The sequence below is a fragment of the Streptomyces sp. NPDC050704 genome (genome assembly GCF_040654355.1).
Taxonomy (GTDB): Bacteria; Actinomycetota; Actinomycetes; order Streptomycetales; family Streptomycetaceae; genus Streptomyces.
This window is the reverse complement of sequence record NZ_JBFAHW010000007.1, coordinates 26,676-43,154: the sequence shown is the minus strand read 5'-3', so window position 1 is coordinate 43,154 and position 16,479 is coordinate 26,676. Positions and strand designations below refer to the sequence as shown.

The following is a 16,479-nucleotide window of genomic DNA, read 5'->3' as shown; positions in this document are numbered from 1 at the left end:
TGGGTCGCGTCTAGACGAAGGCCGGGGGCGGCACGAAGCCGTCGACCTCCCGGCCCAGCAGGGCGGCGAACTCGATGGTGGTGAGATCGCCACCGCCCGGGCCCATGGCCTGCAGACCGATGGGCAGCCCGCCCCTCCCCTTGCGTACCGGGATGGTCGTCGCCGGACCGCCGGAGACGTTGGCGAGGGCGTTCCACTTGACCTGGTCCCAGTAAGGGCGTCGCACACCGTCGACTTCGTAGGGCCGCCCGAAGCGGTCGATCAGCTTGTTGTGGTGGGCAGGGGCGGCCGTCGGTGCGACCGGCATGAGCACGATGTCGAAGTCCTGGAAGAACTCGAACCATCGCTGCCGGAGCTCGTTGCGCAACGCGTGGGCCTGCAGCCAGTGGTGGTGGGACTGGAAGGTTCCCCGCAGGGCGGGACCCGCGTCGCCGCGCGGGTGCTGGACGAGCCGGGCCAGCAGAGCGGCGTTGGGGGCGGGAGTGAGGCCGGTGCGGTCGTAGGTGAACGCGCCGAAGAGCAGCGGCAGGAAGGCTTTCCGGTGATTCGTCGCGATGTCGACGGGGAGGGTCGCGGGCTGGACCGTGACCTTCGCGCCGGCCGCCCGCAGCACGGTGACCGCGTCGTCCATGGCTGCCGCGATGTCGCTGTCGACCGGACACGACGGATCCTCGGCCCAGATGGCGACCCGGAAGTCGGCGAGCTTGGTCGCGCGCGGCGGAGCGAGCGTGTAGCTGAAGCCTCCGTCGTAGTCGGCCGGCCCGACCGTTGCCCGCAGGATCGGGACGAGGTCGCGTGCGTCGCGGACCTGTGCGCCGCCGCAGGCCATGTCGGCGTCCGTCCATCGTCCCGTGCCCGGGCCGTAGGGCACATGCCCGATGAGGGGTATCGACCGCCAGGTCGACTTGTGCCCGTACAGGCCGTTGAAGTGGGACGGGATCCTGGTCGATCCGCCGATCTCCGAGCCGAAGTCGAATGCCGCCAGGCCTGCGGCGGTGGCGACGGCGCCGCCCCCGGCGGATCCGCCCGAGGTGCGGGTCGTGTCCCACGGGTTGGACGAAGGACCGAACACCGGGTTGTCGGCCTGGACGTCCTGGTTGCCCGGAGGCATGTTGCTCTTCCCCATGATCACGGCACCGGCCGAACGCAGCCGCTTGACCGCCTCGGCGTCCAGGTCGGGCACGTAGTCCTCGAGGTCCGTGCGCCCGCAGACGGTGCGCATCCCGGCTGTCTCGAAGCTGTCCTTGACCGTGATCGGCAGCCCATGCAGCGGACCGAGGTCCTGCCCCGCCGCCCGCGCGGCGTCCGCCTCCCCGGCCTCGCGGCGGGCACGCTCGGGGTCCAGGGTCACCACCGCGTTCAGCGCGGGGTTGTGGACGGCGATCCGCCCCAGATAGAGCTCGACGAGCTCCTGGCTCGAAATCTCACCCGCGGCCAGCGCACGAGACTGCTCCACGGCGGATCGGAAGGGGACGTCACTCACGGCATGCCTCACCTCTGACGGTGGCAGATCGATCAGGCATTACCTGTCGATCATAATATTACGTGCGTCAGATAATAGGTCAGGATGGGATGCCAGGCAATGGCCCACAGAACCGAAATGGAGGACGGCGCCCACCCGTCGATGTTCCCCCGCCCCGCCCATCACTGGTCAGCATGGTTTCCGAGAGAAACTCAAGGATCGTTGAAGTAACCAGTACCCGGTGGGTACCTTCCTGGTCGACGGCGCTTTTGAGAGCGTTTCAGGGAGGCCATTGCCATGCGGATCGTATTGTTCGGAGCCACTGGGATGATCGGCAGTCAGGTCGCCGCCGAGGCACGCAGACGGGGGCACGAGATCACCGGCGTCACTCGCGGCGGGAAGAGCGGCACCCGGGCGGCGGACGCGAGCGACCCGGATACCGTCGCGCGCCTGGTCTCCGGGCACGACGCGGTGGTGCTGGCGGTGTCGCCGCCACGCGGCGGCAGCGAGTCCACCGAGTCGCTCCTGGAGGTGGGCCGGGGCGTACTGGACGGAGTGCGCAAGGCCGGGACAGGTCGCCTGATCGTGGTCGGTGGCTCGGGCGCCGTCGAGGTGGCGCCGGGTGTACGGGCCGTCGACGCCGCCGGGTTCCCCGAGGAGTTGCTGCCGCGCGCACTCGCCCAGATAGCGCTGCTCGAACTCATCCGGGACAGCGCCGACGACCTGGAGTGGAGCTACATCTCCCCACCGATGGTGCTGGAGCCCGGTGTTCGCACCGGTGCCTACCGGACAGGCGGCGACCAGTTCCTTGTCGACAGCAAGGGTGAAAGCCGGATCAGCGTCAAGGACTACGCGGTCGCCCTTGTCGACGAGCTGGAGAAGGGGGCACATATCCACCACCCCGCCCACGTCGCATATTGATTGAAAAGAGTAGGGGCAAGGTGGGCAAGGAAAGCATCTTCGTGCGCGTACGGTTCGATGTCCGAGAACAACGGCACGAAGAATTCGAGAAACTGGTGGTCGCGCTGCGCCTCCAGGCCGACGACGAGCCCGGCACCAAAAGCTACCGGTGGTTCTCGGCCGAGGACGGCAGCTATCTGGTGATCGAGGAGTACGCCGACTCCGCGGCGGCCATGGCACACATGGAGCGAGCGGCGGTACTGCTGGAGCGGTTGACGGAATGTGCGGCAATTGGATCCGTGGAACTCCACGGGCCCATCGAGACCGAGCTTCGGGAATGGGTGGGGTCGAATCCGCCGCCGACCATGTTCACGGACTTCCCAGGCCGCTGAGGCCGCCAGAGCGCCGAAGACCGAGACGAACGCATTAAAAAGGGGATAATAAATGCTCAAATTGGTCGACGCCAATGATCATCAAGCCGTTCGCAACCTGAACAACATCGTGGACCTTCACGAAGTGATGATCAACCAGAGGCGGCCCGCGGAAGCCGTGGCGCAGTTCCTGGACCCGGGTTACATCCAGCACGACCCCCTCCTCAGTACTGGCGCGGAAGGCTTGTCGAGTTTCTTCGACAACGTCCTCAAGGACCGCCCGAACGCTCGTTGGGTTGGGCATCGCATCATCGCGGTGGATGACTACGTGTGGGTCCACTCAAACTTTCTCAATCTCTTCAACGACGATCCTGACGACACGGGGATCGCCGGCGCGGACATTTTCAAGATGAACGCCGATGGCAAGGCGATCGAGCACTGGGAGGTCCTGCAGATCGTAGGTACTCCGGAAAACGCCGCTCCCTGGTTTTCTCCGGATCTCCCGGCCGCCAACAAGAACGGGCTCTTCTGAGTTCGAAGTGAGATAGAAGCGACTTAAAAAGCGGCCCGCCATACACGATCATCGACCACGGCACCATGGTCTTGTGCATGGCGGGCCGTATTTCGCAGTCGCGCCGTCTCAGCGCGTTTTCGCAGTGCAGTCCCGCCGCCGCAGTTCGGCACGCCACGACCGGAGTTTCCATGGCCAATTCGTCCGCCATCTGGATCGCCGCCCACCGATCCGCCGTCATCAATCCCCATAAGGACTTCACGCTCTTCGAACTTCGCGGATTCGCCGACCAGACCGTACGGCAGCCGTTGCGAATCGCCGGCGGAGGTGAGGCCCTGCGCATACGCCTCAGCAACCGTTACGGAAAAGAGCCGCTGGAGATAGCCGGCGCACACCTCGCCAGGCGCACCGAAGCAAGCGCGATCGACCCCGCGAGCGACACCGTGCTGCGCTTCGCGGGCGCCGACACTGTCACGATCGGCGTGGGAGACGAGGTCGTCAGCGACCCCGTCGAGCAGCAGGTGAGCGCGGGGGAAGAACTCGCCCTCAGCCTCTGTCTCCCGCACGACACGGGCCTGACCACTTACTCGGCGGTCCCCTACGACATCGGGTACGCGGTCCCCGGCAACCAGCTCACCGCCGCGTCCTTCACCACCGCCGAGGATCTGGCCACCAGCCATTTCCTCACCGGTGTCGACGTTCTCGCCCCGGAAGGCACCGCCGTCGCCGTGGCCTTCGGGGACTCCTGGATCGAAGGCTTCGCCACCACGCCCGGCGCCGACAACAGCTTCCCCGCTCAGCTCGGCCGTCGTCTCCCCCACGGCTGGATCGTCAACCAGGGCATCTCCGGCAACCGGCTCCTCACCGACGGCATCGGCGAACACCTCCTGGCCCGTCTCGAACACGATGTGCTCGACGTGCCCGGCGTCAGCCACGTCCTCATCCACATCGGTCTCAACGATCTGGGCGTGCCAGGCACCCAGTCCTTCCCCGAACCCCCGGTCCTGCCGGCCCTCGACGACCTCATCGCCGGCTACACAACGCTCGCCGACCGCATCCATGCCGCCGGCCTCGTAGCCGTCGCCGCCACACTCGGCCCCTACGAGGGAACGGTGTACGACGGTGCCGACACCCCGGCCGGTCAGGCCCTGCGCCACCGGATCAACGACTGGCTGCTCGGCCCCGACCAGCCCTTCGACGCCGTCCTCGACATCGCCGCCGCGGTCGCCGACCCGGAGCGACCCGATCGGATCCGCGAGGAGTACAACAGCGGCGACGGTCTCCACGTCAACGACGCCGGCGCGAAAGCCATCGCCGACGCCGTCGACCTGTCCTTGCTGCGGCTCGGAAACTAGCCCGCGAACTCGTCCGCGGAGCGGGCGTCGTGGGCGTTGCGCAAGCTCAGGACCTCGTCCACGTGTTCCGCGGCCCAGGCATCGATCGGCTTCATGACCGGCGCCAGGGAGTGGCCCAGCGAAGTCAGTTCGTACTCCACGCGGGGCGGGACCTCGGCGAAGACCGTCCGGGTGCGCAGGCCGTCGCGTTCCATGCCCCGCAAGGTGTGGGTGAGGACCTTGGGTGTCACGTGATGAAGCAGTTCGCGCAGCTCCGTGAACCGCTTGGGTCCGTCGCTCAGCTGCAGCACGATCAGCACCGACCATTTGTCACCGATACGGTCGAGCACCAGCCGGGGCGGGCAGCAGATATCAGAGTCGTTGGCAGCCTTCATATCCGAAGGATACTTAAGGATCGTAGAAGTAATCAGTATCCAATGGATACCTTACTGGTGACGGCATGCGCGCGGCACGCATGACGCCTTCCAGGGGTCATACCATGCGCATCTTGCCGTTCGGAGCCACCGGGACGATCGGCAGCCGGATCGCCGCCGAGGCGGGCGAGCGGGGCCACGCGCAGCGGGAAGGACGGCACCCTCGCGGCGCACGCGAGCGACATCGACGCCGTCGCACGCATGGCGGCCGGCCACGACGCGGGTGGTACTGGCCGTGGTACCGCCACGAGACGGCATCGAGGCCTCCGAGTCACTGCTGGAGGTGGGCCGCGGCGTACTGCACGGCGTACGCAGGGCCGGGGTGCGTCGCCTGGTGGTGCTGGGCGGCGCGGGCATCCTTGTCGACGTGAGCCGGTGGCGACACGTGCGGAGCGTCAACGTGGAGTCCGTGCTGTGGCTGAGCCAGGCGTTCACCCCCGGGATGGCCGAGCGTGGGTTCGGCCGCCTCATCCTCATCACGTCGGACACCGTGTGGATGCCGCCCGATCCCGTACTGCTGCCCTACATCACCAGTAAGGCAGCGCAGTTGGGCATGATGCGCGTGCTGGCCCGCACCCTCGGTCCCTCGGGCATCTCGGTCACGGCTGTCGCGCCCGGTCTCACCGACACGCCTGGTTCCCGCACCGTCAACAGCGACGAGCAGTTCGAGGCCGTGGTGGCCCAGCAGGCCCTGGCCCGCCGACTCGTTCGCGAGGACACCGCCGCGGCCGTGACCTTCCTGGCCTCGGACGACGCGGCAGCGATGACCGGCCAGGTGCTGTGCGTCGACGGCGGCCTGGTCATGCGCTGACACGGCCGACGCTGCCGACGCTCATCAGGGATGTCACTCCGAATTTCCGTGGCCAGACCGATCGGTCCTGGCCGTCCAACCCCCGCATATTTCTGCGCATCGTTAGGGACCCCCATGCCCTTCATCCCCCACCGCGCCCGTACCCCGGGCGCGAAACGTGTGATCCGTGCCGCCGTCGCCGCGGGCCTGGTGGCCGGCGCCGCCGCGATCGGCCCGATCCCGATACCGGCGACCCTGTCCAACCAGACCATGTCCACCGCCGTCCCGTCCGTCGGCGGCGTCAAGTCGGCCGAGGACAAGCTCGGCGGCAAGGACGCCGAGCTGCTCTCCGAGGCCAAGGCCGGCGGCGACAAGAACGTCACGATGATGATCGCCACCGCTCCGGGGCGGACCGAGCAGGTCGCCGAGCAGCTGAACGCGGTCAACGGCGCTTCCGTGGGCCGTACTTACGACAAACTCGGGTACGTCCGCGCCACCGTCCCCACCAAGAAGGCGGACTCGGTCATCGCGGCCGCCGCGAAGTTCTCCGCCGTGCACGGCATCGACCTGCGCGAGGAGATACCGCTGGAAGACCCGTCACCCAGACCGGACGCAACGAAGAACGCCTCCACGAAGGCGCCCGCGGGCAACTACCCCGCGCCCGACGCGAACACCCCCGCCAGGAACCCGTACAACCCGTCCTTCGAAACGGGCGCCGTCGACTTCGTGAAGAAGAACCCCAAGGCGGACGGCCGCGGCATCACCATCGGCATCCTCGACACCGGCGTCGACCTCACTCACCCGGCACTGCAGAAGACCACCACAGGCGAGCGCAAGATCGTCGACTGGGTGACGGCGACCGACCCGATCACCGACGGCGACGGCACCTGGCGTGCGATGACGAACTCGGTGTCCGGGCCCGTCTTCACCTACGGCGGCCGCACCTGGCAGGCTCCGGCGGGCGACTACCGGGTCAACGTCTTCCGCGAGGCCGTCACGGCGGGCGGCGACGCCGAGGGCGACGTGAACCGCGACGGCGACACCACCGACGTCTGGGGCGTGCTGTACGACGCGGCGGCCGGCACGGTCACCGTCGACGTGAACGACAACGGCGACTTCACCGACGACGAGCCGATGAAGCCGTACAAGGACGGCTACCAGATCGGCTACTTCGGCGCCGACGACCCGTCGACCGACGTCGCCGAGCGCCAGTCGTTCGTCGTGCAGATCCGCAAGGACGTACCCATGGATCCGTACGGCGGCGACTGGGTCGGCAAGGAGGCCGACTTCGTCAACATCGGCATCATCTCCGGCGCGCACGGCACCCATGTCGCCGGCATCGCCGCCGCGAACGGACTGTTCGGCGGCAGGATGAACGGCGCCGCGCCCGGCGCGAAGATCGTCTCGTCCCGCGCCTGCGAGTTCGGGCCGGGCTGCAGCAACGTCGCCGAGACCGAGGGCATGATCGACCTCGTCGTCAACCGCGGCGTCGACATCGTCAACATGTCCATCGGCGGCCTGCCGGCACTCAACGACGGCGACAACGCGCAGTCCGAGCTGTACACGCGACTCATCGACACCTACGGCGTCCAGCTGGTGATAGCCGGGGGCAACGAGGGCCCCGGCGCCAACACCATCGGCCACCCCGGTCTGACCGACAAGGTCGTCTCGGTCGGCGCGACCGTCTCCAAGGAGACCTGGGCCGCCGACTACGGCTCGGCCGTGGAGAAGCAGAACAACCTGTTCACGTTCTCCTCGCGCGGCCCGCGTGAGGACGGCGGCTTCACGCCGATCCTGTCCGCGCCCGGCGCCTCGGTCAACGCCACGCCGACCTGGCAGCCCGCCGTCACGACGGCCGAGGCGGTCTGGTCGCTGCCGCCCGGCTACTCGACGCACTACGGCACGTCAGCGGCATCGCCGCAGGCCGCGGGCGCGAGCGCGCTGCTGCTGTCGGCGGCGAAACAGCGGGGCATCGACCTCACCCCGGTGAAGCTGCGCACGGCCCTGACCTCGACCGCCCACCCCATCGAGGGCCTTCAGGCGTACGAGGAAGGCGCCGGCCTCATCGACATCGTGGACGCGTGGAAGGCCATCAGGGCCGGGGCGACCGCGCACGAGTACGCGGTGAAGGCCCCGGTCGACACCGCGCTCGACCAGGCGCTCAAGATCCCGGGCTTCGGCACCGGCGTCTACGACCGCGAGGGCGGTCTGCGGGCCGGACAGAAGAAGACGTACGACGTCACCATCACGCGTACCTCCGGCGCCGACAAGGCCGTCCGCCACACGCTGCGCCTCAAGAACAACGCCGGTGACACCTTCGAGATCCTCGGCCCCGACGCGGTGAGGCTGCCGCTGAACCAGCCGGTGACCGTCAGGCTCCAGGCCGCTCCGCGGGCCGAGGGCATCAAGAGCGCGATCCTCGAGGTCGACGACCCCAAGACCGTCGGCGTCGACAAGCAGATCCTGTCGACCGTCGTGGTCGCCGTCCCGGGCGAGCACACCTTCACCGTGTCGGACTCGGTGCAGCGCAATAGCTACAAGTCGTACTTCGTCACCGTTCCCGAGGGCGCCCACACCCTTGAGGTCGCACTCGGCGGGCTGAGCGACAAGAGCCGGACCAGGTTCCTCGCCATCCACCCGTACGGCCTCCTGCCCGACGGCGTCGGGACGGAGAGCTGCTACAGCAACTACCCCGCCGGCAGGAGCTGCCGCGGCGACCTGCGGTCGTACAGCGACCCGCAGCCGGGGGTCTGGGAGATCGAGGTCGAGTCGCACCGTACGTCGCCGCTTCTCGACAACCCCTACAAGCTGAGCATCGAGGTGCTCGGCGCGGACTTCGCCCCGGAGACCGTGACCGTCCCCGAGGCCAGGGCCGGCATCCCGGCGGCGGTCTCCTGGCAGGTGACGAACAGCCACGCCGCGGTCGACGGCACGGTGGAGGGCGGCCCGCTCGGTTCCGCCAGGATCGCGCGGCCGGCCATCGCCAAGGGCGCCACACAGACCACCACCGTCGAGGTGCCCGAGGGCGCCACGTCGCTGGACGTCGTCATCGGCGGTGTCTCCGACCCGGCCGCCGACCTCGACCTGACGGTCTATGACAAGGACGGCAACGTGGTCGGGCAGGACGCGGACGCCGACTCCGAGGAGTCGGTCTCCATCGTCGACCCGGCCGCCGGTACGTACACCATCGAGGTGCTCAGCTTCGCGATGTCGGGCGACTCCACCACGTACGACTACCGCGACACGTACTTCTCCGCGACGCTCGGCACTGTCGCGGTCGACGACCCGGCGCCGGTGAAGCTCGGCACGGGCGACTCGGCGACGGTGTCCGCCGAGGTCACCGCCACGGGTACCGGACCCGACGGACGCGACCTGATCGGACAGGTACGGCTACTGAACGCGCGCGGCACGGTCGCGGGCGCCGGCACCGTCCTGATCGAGAAGGTCACGCCGTAACCTTCGGTTGCTGAGGTGGGCGGGCGCCCGGGATACCGAGCGCCCGCCCCTTCGCCACCGCCGACGCCGACCCCGCGCACTTGGTGATCATCGGGCACATGTCCGCGGCGGCCCGGTGGGAGTCTTCGCCGATCAGTCTCAGTGACTCTCGTGTCGGGTGGGCTCTGTGGCCGACGGTTGTCTGGCTGTCCAACTGGCGAGGAGCTTGAGCCGGTCTTCGGACGAGGTGCCGGGCTCGGCCGTATAGACAGTCAGGTCGTACACGGCACGGTCGGACAGGGGCAGGTCCATGGATCGGTACGCCAGCTCCAGGCGGCCGACGTCGGGGTGGCGCAGCCGCTTGATGCCGTAGTGGCGGATGCGGACGTGGTGGGCGGCCCACTGGGTGCGGAACTGGGTGCTGAGCGTGGCCAGTTCGCCGATGAGTTCGCGCAGGGCCTGATCGCGGGGTTCGCGCCCGGCTTCGGCGCGCATCAGCGCGACGGTGGTCACGGCGGCGGCCTCCCAGTCGACGAACAAATCGGCTGAGCGCGGATCGAGGAAGAGGTAGCGGGCGATGTTCGGCCGGCCGCGTCGATTGCCGGTGTCGCTGCCGCTGTCGCTGTCGAACATAGGCGCGTGCAGAGCACGGAACAGCGCGTTGTGGGCGATGACATCCATGCGGCCGTTGCGTACGAAGGACGACGACTTCGTCATGGAGTCGAGCATCCACTGGACGGAGGGCGGCACCTCGACATCCCCGCGGCGGCGAGCCGCACGCCGGGCGGGACCGGCTGCTTGGGCCAGGTCGAACAGGTACCTGCGCTCGTCCTCGTCCAGTTGCAGGGCCCGGGCGACCGCTTCCAGGACGGAGACGGACGCCCGCATGCGCCCCTGCTCGACCCGGGTGTAGTAGTCGGTGCTGATGGACGCAAGCTGCGCGACCTCCTCGCGCCGCAGCCCGGGCACCCGTCGTGGGCCGCTGATCGGCAGTCCGACCTGCTCCGGGGTGATCCTGGCGCGTCGGCCGACGAGGAAGTCCCGGATGTCGGCGCGGTGGTCGGTGTGGTGGTCGGTGTGGTGGTCAGGGCTGAGGTCCCAGCGATCCGCGCCATGGGCGGGTCGCCCCTCGGAAGAACTCGGCGATGCGACAGTACGGCGGCCTGGGATGCCGGTCGGCCCGGGACCGGCTTCACCAGGCATACGCCTGCGGGGCTTCCCCCGGCCCCGGCCAGATGCGGTCGAGGCGTTCCACGGTCTCGTCGTCCAGGTGTACGGACAGTGCGCCCAGGTTGGACCGTAGTTGCTCGCTCGTCGTGGCTCTGGTGACCGTGGTGGAGACGGCAGGGTTGTGCAGCACCCAGGCCAGCGCCATGTGCGCCGGCTTGGCGCCCAGCTCCCGGCACAGCTCTTCGTACGCTTCGAGTTGGTCGCGGTGCGCGTCGATGCGCTGAAGCATCGACTCGTCCCGGATGCGCCCCTCGGCGGCGGACGCGAGTGCGCCCGTGAGCAGGCCGGCGTGCAGTGGGCTGTAGGGGATCAGTCCGATGCCGAGGTGGCGCAGTGCGGGGACGAGTTCGTGTTCCACGGCCCGTACGGCGAGGTTGTACAGGCTCTGTTCGGAGGTCAGGCCCAGGAAGTGCCGTGCGGTGGCGGCCGATTGGGCGAGCGCCACGTCCCAGCCGGCGAAGTTGCTGCTGCCGACGTAGCTGACCTTGCCCTCGCGCACCAGCTGCTCCATCGCCTGCCAGATTTCCTCCCAGGGCGTGGCACGGTCGATGTGGTGCATCTGGTAGAGGTCGATGTGGTCGGTCTGGAGGCGCCGCAGGCTCGCCTCGCATGCGCGCCGGATGTGGTAGGCGGACAGCCGGCGGTCGTTCGGGCCCCGGCCCATCGGCTGGTACACCTTCGTGGCCAGGACGATGTCGTCGCGGCGCCCGCTGCGCTTCAGCCACCGGCCGATGGTCTCTTCCGAGACGCCGTACCCCTTGGCCATGTCCGCTGATTGCGGGCCGCCGTAGACGTCGGCGGTGTCGAAGAGGTTGATACCCGCATCGACGGCGGTGTCCATGACCGCGAAACTGGTCGATTCGTCCACGGTGAAACCGAAGTCCATCGTCCCCAGGCCGATCCGGCTGACCAGCAGACCGGAGCGGCCCAAGTGCCCGTATCTCATCTCGTCACTCATGCGCCTACCGTCCTTTCGCAAGGGATGCGGCACCCGGAGAGGCTGAGGTCGTCGCAGGTCGTTGCCGGGGCCGCGGATGCTCTGGGGCGTGGTGGCCGGTCAGGGCTTGAGCAGGACCTTGATGGCGCGGCGTTCGTCCATGGCCTGGTAGGCCTCGGCGGCCTGGTCGAGGGGGAGGGTGAGGTCGAAGACCTTGCCCGGGTCGATCTGCCTCGTCCAGATCAGGTCGATCAGCCGCGGCAGGAACTGGCGGACCGGGGCCGGGCCGCCGTGCAGGTGCGCGTGGGAGAAGAACAGCTCCTGGCCGTCGAGGGTGACGTCGTGGGAGACGCCGACGTAACCGACATGGCCACCCGGGCGGGTGGAGCGGATGGCCTGGAGCATCGACTCCTGGGTGCCGACCGCCTCGATGACCGAGTGGGCGCCGAAGCCGCCGGTCAGCTCCTTGATCTTCTCGACGCCCTCGTCTCCGCGCTCGGTGACGATGTCGGTCGCGCCGAACTCCAGGGCCAGCTTCTGCCGGGAGGCGTGCCGGCTCATGGCGATGACCCGCTCGGCGCCGAGCTGTCGGGCGGCCAGCACGCCGAGCAGGCCGACCGCGCCGTCACCGACCACGGCGACCGTTTTGCCGGGACCGGCCTGGGCGGCGACAGCGGCAAACCAGCCGGTGCCCAGCACATCGGAAGCGGTCAGCAGGCTCGGGATCAGGTCCTCGTCCGGGGTGCCCGGGGTGGCGACGAGGGTGCCGTCGGCGAGCGGGATGCGCAGCCGCTCCGCCTGGGCGCCCATCTCGTTCATCCACTCGCGCTGGACGCATGCGGTCTGGTAGCCGGCACGGCAGTTGGCGCAGGTGTTGTCCGAAGTGGAGAAGCCGCCGACGACGAACTGACCGGGCTTGACTGTGGTGACGGCGCTGCCGATCTCCTCCACGACGCCCACGTACTCGTGGCCGATCGGGGAGCGTGCCTCGAAGGGCTCGGCCCCGCGGTAGGGCCACAGGTCCGAGCCGCACACGCAGGCCGCCGCCACGCGGATGACCGCGTCCGTGGGCTTCAGGATCGTCGGGTCTTCGCGCTCCTCCACCCGGAAGTCACCTGGGGCGTGCATCACGACACCGCGCATGGGGGTTGCTCCTTGCGTACGGAGGGACCGGCCGCGTCGGACGGCCGGGCTGGCTGGCTGGCTGAGTGCCACGTCATCCAGGGAACCCTCGTTTCGCGCGGGCAACCAGTGGCTGTTGATCCATGTACTGGCAGTACACGCTTACGGCCGGACGGGCGGCGTACGGTCAGAGGTGTGGACAACCGTGACGAAGTCCGCGAGTTCCTCACCTCGCGCAGAGCCAAGATCACCCCGGAGCGGGCAGGGCTGCCGGCCGGCAGCCGGCGCCGCGTGCCCGGACTGCGCAGGAGCGAGGTCGCCACGCTGGCCGACGTCAGCGTCGACTACTACGGCAAGCTGGAGCGCGGCAACCTGACCGGTGCCTCCCCCGCGGTGCTCGAATCGGTCGCCCGGGCGCTCCAGTTGGACGAGGTCGAACGGGCGCACCTGCTCCACCTGGCCCAGGCCCAGGAAGGCTCCGACACACTGGCCCGCCCCCGGTCACGTTCCAGCCGGCAGCGGGCGCTGCCCAAGAGCCTGCAGTGGGCCCTGGACGCCGTCACCGCCGGGCCCGCGTTCGTGACGAACGGCCGCCTGGACCTGCTGGCCGCCAACCAACTCGCCCGCGCCTTCTTCGCCGACCTCTACGACAGCGGCACGACGCCGCCGAACATGGCCCGCTTCCAGTTCCTGGACCCGGCGGCCCGCCGCTTCTACCCGGACTGGGACCTCATCGCCGACATGACCGTGGACGTGCTGCGCACCGAGGCCGGCCGCAACCCGCACGACAAGGACCTCCACGATCTGGTGGGTGAGTTGTCCACCCGCAGTGACGCCTTCCGCACCCGCTGGGGATCCCACAACGTCCGCCGTCACGGCACCGGCGTCAAACGCTTCCACCACCCGGTCGTCGGTGAACTCACGCTGGCCTGGCACGGTTCGGCCGTGGACGACGAACCCGGCGTCACCCTCCTCATCTACACCGCCGAACCCGGCTCACCCTCCGAAGAAGCCCTGCGCCTCCTCGCCTCCTGGGCCGCCTCCCAGGACGGTGCCGCCCCTGCCGACCGCCTCCAGCGAGGTAGCTGATCTCATCGCAGGCGTCGGTCAGGCGGTGGAGGGCGGCGCCTGCTGCCATGCCTGTCACGACGGCCCGCACGGCTGTGACACGGGTCGCCCGGTCGGAGGCCGGTCTCCGACCGCTGCCGGTTGCACCGACCGCGGCGGGACGGTGCACGGAGCGGACGAGGCGCCGGCGCGTACGGCCCTGAGCGCGGTGAGACCGCCTCAGGCGTTACTGGGGAGACCGGAGTGCACCGGGTGGCAGTACTCCGGATGATTGGGGTCCGTTGCCGCAGCGATGATCTCGTCGAGGCGGGCGCGCACTTGCGTCAGGTCGTTGATCTGGCGGTCGATGCGGGCCCGTTCGGTGATGATGCTCTCGACGAACTCGTAGGTCACCTCGCCCTCATGCATGCACCGAGGCAGGACCTCGCGAACGAGCCTGCTCGACAGACCGGCGGCGTACAGCGTCTGGATCATCCTGACCCGCTCGACCGCGCCGTCCGGGTACTGCCGCTGTCCCCCGCTGGTGCGCGTGGAGTCGAGCAGCCGCTGCTCTTCGTAGTAGCGCAGCGCCCGAACGCTCACTCCCGCCTGTTCGGCGACCTCTCCGATCCGCATGGCTGCTCCTTGCCTCTTGCGCGTCATACCAGAGTTGCATCTGACGTCAGCGTGAGGTTCAGCGTAGCTGATGACGACATCACGAACCTCTCGTCTCCTCCGGTAGACAACGTGCTGAGTTGCTGATGGTCAGCTGAGGACCCGCCTGGGCAGAAGCGGATCGGGTTGGGCGCCGACCTGTTCCAGCACGCACCCCGGGGCATCATCCCGCGGGTCCAGCACCTCGGCCGGCCGCGCCGGCAGGCACGGTCTTCCACTCGGATCACGGCACTGGGGAATTCCATGATCTTGAAACCGTGCCTGCCGCACTCCGAGGCCCGCCGAGCTGACGGATCGCCACGACCGTGGCATCGCGCGAGCAACGCCGAAGCCTTGACCCCGAAGAAGCTCATCGAGTGCCGGGAACCAGCAAGGCGATTCCATCAGGCCCGGGACGCACCACAGCTTCTACCAGCCCCGGAGCGGTTCAATGAGCGAGCGCGTCGGGCATCGCCTCACTTACGCGGAAATCGCTCCTCCGAGACTTCCATGGCCTGGATGAGCGCGCCGTCGGGGTCGTAGAACAGGAAAGAACGGGTTCCTGCGTACGGGGACCAGATGTAGTCGGTCTGAAGCTCGTGACCAGCGGCCTTGACACGCTGGAAGAGATCGTCGATGTCGGCCACATCGATCGCCAGCTCCTTGACGCCTGTCTTGCCGTAGCGCAGGTACTCGTCCGGAGCCTTGGTGGAGAGCGGGTTGGCCGCCTGCTGCAGTTCCAGCGCCGCGCCATCGTCGTCGGCGACGACCACGATCCGGGTCGCCGCGTTCTTCACGCCAAGAATGTCGTCGAGCGTCGAGGAGTCGAACCAGATTCCGGGCTCGGTGCTTTCCGCTATCACGTTCTTGAATCCCAGGAGGTCTTGGTAGAAGGGCAGCGATCGGTCCAGATCACTCACGATGATGCAGATGTGATTGAAGCTCACGATTTTCCTCTGTGGACGGGGAGCGGTCGCCGCGGGCGCTGGTCCGGCGGCACTGATGCAGACCGGTCGGCGGCCAACTCACGCCACTGGTCTGCGACTTCGGCCGCCACGGTAGAACCTGCCGCTAGTGGCAGGTGCAAGTCATTCGAGGTGAGACTTCCGCGAGGAGACAGGCCGAGGCGGCGGCCGGCAAGTCGACAGGGTGAGTGACCGCCCACCGCTCAGGCGGCCCCTGGCGCTCCGTCCGCCCCCCTGCGGCGACGGCAACGGTCGAGTACGAATGGTTACGAAGAGGCTCGTGAGCGCGGGTGAAGCAGAGGCCGCCGGCCGGCGCTGCCGCCCGCTGCGCGTCGTGTCGACCGCCGTCCGCCTACGGCCGAGTTGCGCTGAGGTCAGAGCTCGGCCGGCGCCGGCGGTCCAGGCGTGCGTCCCGCCAGCACGGCGTGGGCGATCGCGGTGAGGCGGGAGGCGGCCGGGCGGGCGTCCGGGAGCCAGGCCAGCACCAGTTGGGTGGCCGGGTATCCGTGGACGGGCACCGCCCGGACGGATTCGCCGAAGCGGCCACGGACGCTCTCACCGACGACGACCACGAGCCGGCCGAGTGCGACGCGGTCGACCATGACGTCCAATGCCTCGTTGGGCAGGTGCGCCTTGTAGCCCGCCAGCGCCTCCACCTCGGTGAGGGACAAAAACGGGCGCTCGGCCAGGCGGTGGCCCGCCGGGAGCAGGACGACCGGCTCTTCCGGGCCGAGCTCCATCAGTTCGAGGCCGGGGACGGCAACCGTCTGGCACATGAGGGCGACGTCCGCGGTGCCGTCCCGCAGGGCGCCGAGCTCGTCGTAGGTGAACACGACGTCCGTGTGCACGCCATCCGCACCCTCGGCGGCGGCGAGCAGGGCGGGCAGGACGCCGGGGCCGGAGCCGGGCCGTGCCGCGATGGTGACCCGATGCTCGGCGGCCTTACGCGTCTTGCGTACGGCGGTGTCCAGCGCCGCCAGGATGGTGCGGCACTCGGCCAGGAACACCTCACCCGCGGCGGTCAGCCGCACCTGCCGGGTGGTGCGTTCCAGCAGCGGGACGCCCACGCGTCGCTCCAGCTGGGCGATGGCCCGGGACAGCGGCGGCTGGGTGATGCCCAGGCCCTCCGCGGCCTGGCCGAAGTGCAGCGTCTCGGCCACGGCCACGAAGTAGACCAGTTCCCGGGTCTCCAGCTGATTCATGCCTCCAGGGTATTACCCGTTGCCCAGACCGTCATTGCTCCGCCGTAGATGCCCTGGTCAGCTTGGTCGTGCGCCCCGCCCCCTC

General features: G+C 68.9%; 15 protein-coding genes. 7 read left to right on the top strand and 8 right to left on the bottom strand.

Annotated features, from left to right (window positions below):
- Nucleotides 1–10 precede the first annotated feature (10 nt).
- Complete coding sequence (locus AB0I18_RS05425) at nt 11–1,483, bottom strand: amidase (RefSeq protein ID WP_363104044.1); 1,473 nt, start codon at nt 1,481–1,483, stop codon at nt 11–13.
- 276 nt (nt 1,484–1,759) lie between these two features.
- On the opposite strand from AB0I18_RS05425, the gene AB0I18_RS05420 reads away from it, so the two are divergent.
- The 4 genes from AB0I18_RS05420 (at nt 1,760) to AB0I18_RS05405 (ending at nt 4,599) form a co-directional block, all read left to right on the top strand.
- Nucleotides 1,760–2,383, top strand: a complete 624-nt coding sequence (locus AB0I18_RS05420; RefSeq protein ID WP_363104043.1) for an NAD(P)H-binding protein — start codon at nt 1,760–1,762, stop codon at nt 2,381–2,383.
- A gap of 20 nt (nt 2,384–2,403) precedes the next feature.
- Complete coding sequence (locus AB0I18_RS05415; protein WP_363104042.1) at nt 2,404–2,754, top strand: antibiotic biosynthesis monooxygenase family protein; 351 nt, start codon at nt 2,404–2,406, stop codon at nt 2,752–2,754.
- Nucleotides 2,755–2,806: 52 nt separating this feature from the next.
- Nucleotides 2,807–3,265, top strand: coding sequence for a nuclear transport factor 2 family protein (locus tag AB0I18_RS05410; protein WP_363104041.1), 459 nt, complete (start codon nt 2,807–2,809; stop codon nt 3,263–3,265).
- 170 nt (nt 3,266–3,435) lie between these two features.
- Entirely contained in the window at nt 3,436–4,599 is a 1,164-nt protein-coding gene (locus tag AB0I18_RS05405; protein ID WP_363104040.1) for a GDSL-type esterase/lipase family protein, read from the top strand.
- Here the strand turns inward: AB0I18_RS05405 and AB0I18_RS05400 are convergent.
- Nucleotides 4,596–4,973, bottom strand: coding sequence for a helix-turn-helix domain-containing protein (locus AB0I18_RS05400; protein ID WP_363104039.1), 378 nt, complete (start codon nt 4,971–4,973; stop codon nt 4,596–4,598). The genes AB0I18_RS05405 and AB0I18_RS05400 overlap by 4 nt on opposite strands.
- A 274-nt stretch (nt 4,974–5,247) precedes the next feature.
- On the opposite strand from AB0I18_RS05400, the gene AB0I18_RS05395 reads away from it, so the two are divergent.
- Together AB0I18_RS05395 and AB0I18_RS05390 are read left to right on the top strand one after the other, a co-directional pair.
- Nucleotides 5,248–5,823 carry an SDR family oxidoreductase gene (locus tag AB0I18_RS05395; RefSeq protein WP_363104038.1) on the top strand — a complete coding sequence of 192 codons (576 nt, stop codon included), beginning with the start codon at nt 5,248–5,250 and terminating at the stop codon, nt 5,821–5,823.
- 114 nt (nt 5,824–5,937) lie between these two features.
- Nucleotides 5,938–9,258, top strand: coding sequence for a S8 family serine peptidase (locus AB0I18_RS05390; RefSeq protein WP_363104037.1), 3,321 nt, complete (start codon nt 5,938–5,940; stop codon nt 9,256–9,258).
- A 138-nt stretch (nt 9,259–9,396) separates the two neighbouring features.
- Here the strand turns inward: AB0I18_RS05390 and AB0I18_RS05385 are convergent, their stop codons facing one another.
- The 3 genes from AB0I18_RS05385 to AB0I18_RS05375 all read right to left on the bottom strand — a co-directional run bounded on the left by AB0I18_RS05385 (nt 9,397) and on the right by AB0I18_RS05375 (nt 12,547).
- The gene (locus AB0I18_RS05385) at nt 9,397–10,440 is read right to left on the bottom strand and encodes a helix-turn-helix transcriptional regulator (protein WP_363104036.1); all 1,044 of its coding nucleotides are present in this window, start codon (nt 10,438–10,440) and stop codon (nt 9,397–9,399) included.
- Nucleotides 10,430–11,425 (bottom strand): aldo/keto reductase, encoded by a 996-nt coding sequence (locus tag AB0I18_RS05380; protein ID WP_363104035.1) that lies wholly within the window; start codon nt 11,423–11,425, stop codon nt 10,430–10,432. The genes AB0I18_RS05385 and AB0I18_RS05380 overlap by 11 nt, the downstream gene beginning before the upstream one ends.
- Nucleotides 11,426–11,524: 99 nt before the next feature.
- Nucleotides 11,525–12,547 carry a zinc-dependent alcohol dehydrogenase family protein gene (locus AB0I18_RS05375; protein WP_363104034.1) on the bottom strand — a complete coding sequence of 341 codons (1,023 nt, stop codon included), beginning with the start codon at nt 12,545–12,547 and terminating at the stop codon, nt 11,525–11,527.
- A gap of 174 nt (nt 12,548–12,721) precedes the next feature.
- Between AB0I18_RS05375 and AB0I18_RS05370 the strand changes: the two genes are divergently transcribed.
- Entirely contained in the window at nt 12,722–13,615 is an 894-nt protein-coding gene (locus AB0I18_RS05370) for a helix-turn-helix transcriptional regulator (protein WP_363104033.1), read from the top strand.
- A gap of 198 nt (nt 13,616–13,813) precedes the next feature.
- Here AB0I18_RS05370 and AB0I18_RS05365 read toward each other — a convergent pair whose 3' ends face one another.
- The 3 genes from AB0I18_RS05365 to AB0I18_RS05355 all read right to left on the bottom strand — a co-directional run bounded on the left by AB0I18_RS05365 (nt 13,814) and on the right by AB0I18_RS05355 (nt 16,394).
- Nucleotides 13,814–14,209: a MerR family transcriptional regulator gene (locus AB0I18_RS05365; protein ID WP_363104032.1), complete on the bottom strand. Its 396-nt coding sequence runs from the start codon at nt 14,207–14,209 to the stop codon at nt 13,814–13,816.
- A gap of 494 nt (nt 14,210–14,703) precedes the next feature.
- On the bottom strand, nt 14,704–15,174 hold the full coding sequence (locus tag AB0I18_RS05360) for a VOC family protein (protein WP_363104031.1): 471 nt from the start codon (nt 15,172–15,174) through the stop codon (nt 14,704–14,706).
- A gap of 392 nt (nt 15,175–15,566) precedes the next feature.
- A complete protein-coding gene (locus AB0I18_RS05355; protein ID WP_363104030.1) occupies nt 15,567–16,394 on the bottom strand; it encodes a LysR family transcriptional regulator in 828 nt (275 codons plus the stop codon).
- Nucleotides 16,395–16,479 lie beyond the last annotated feature (85 nt).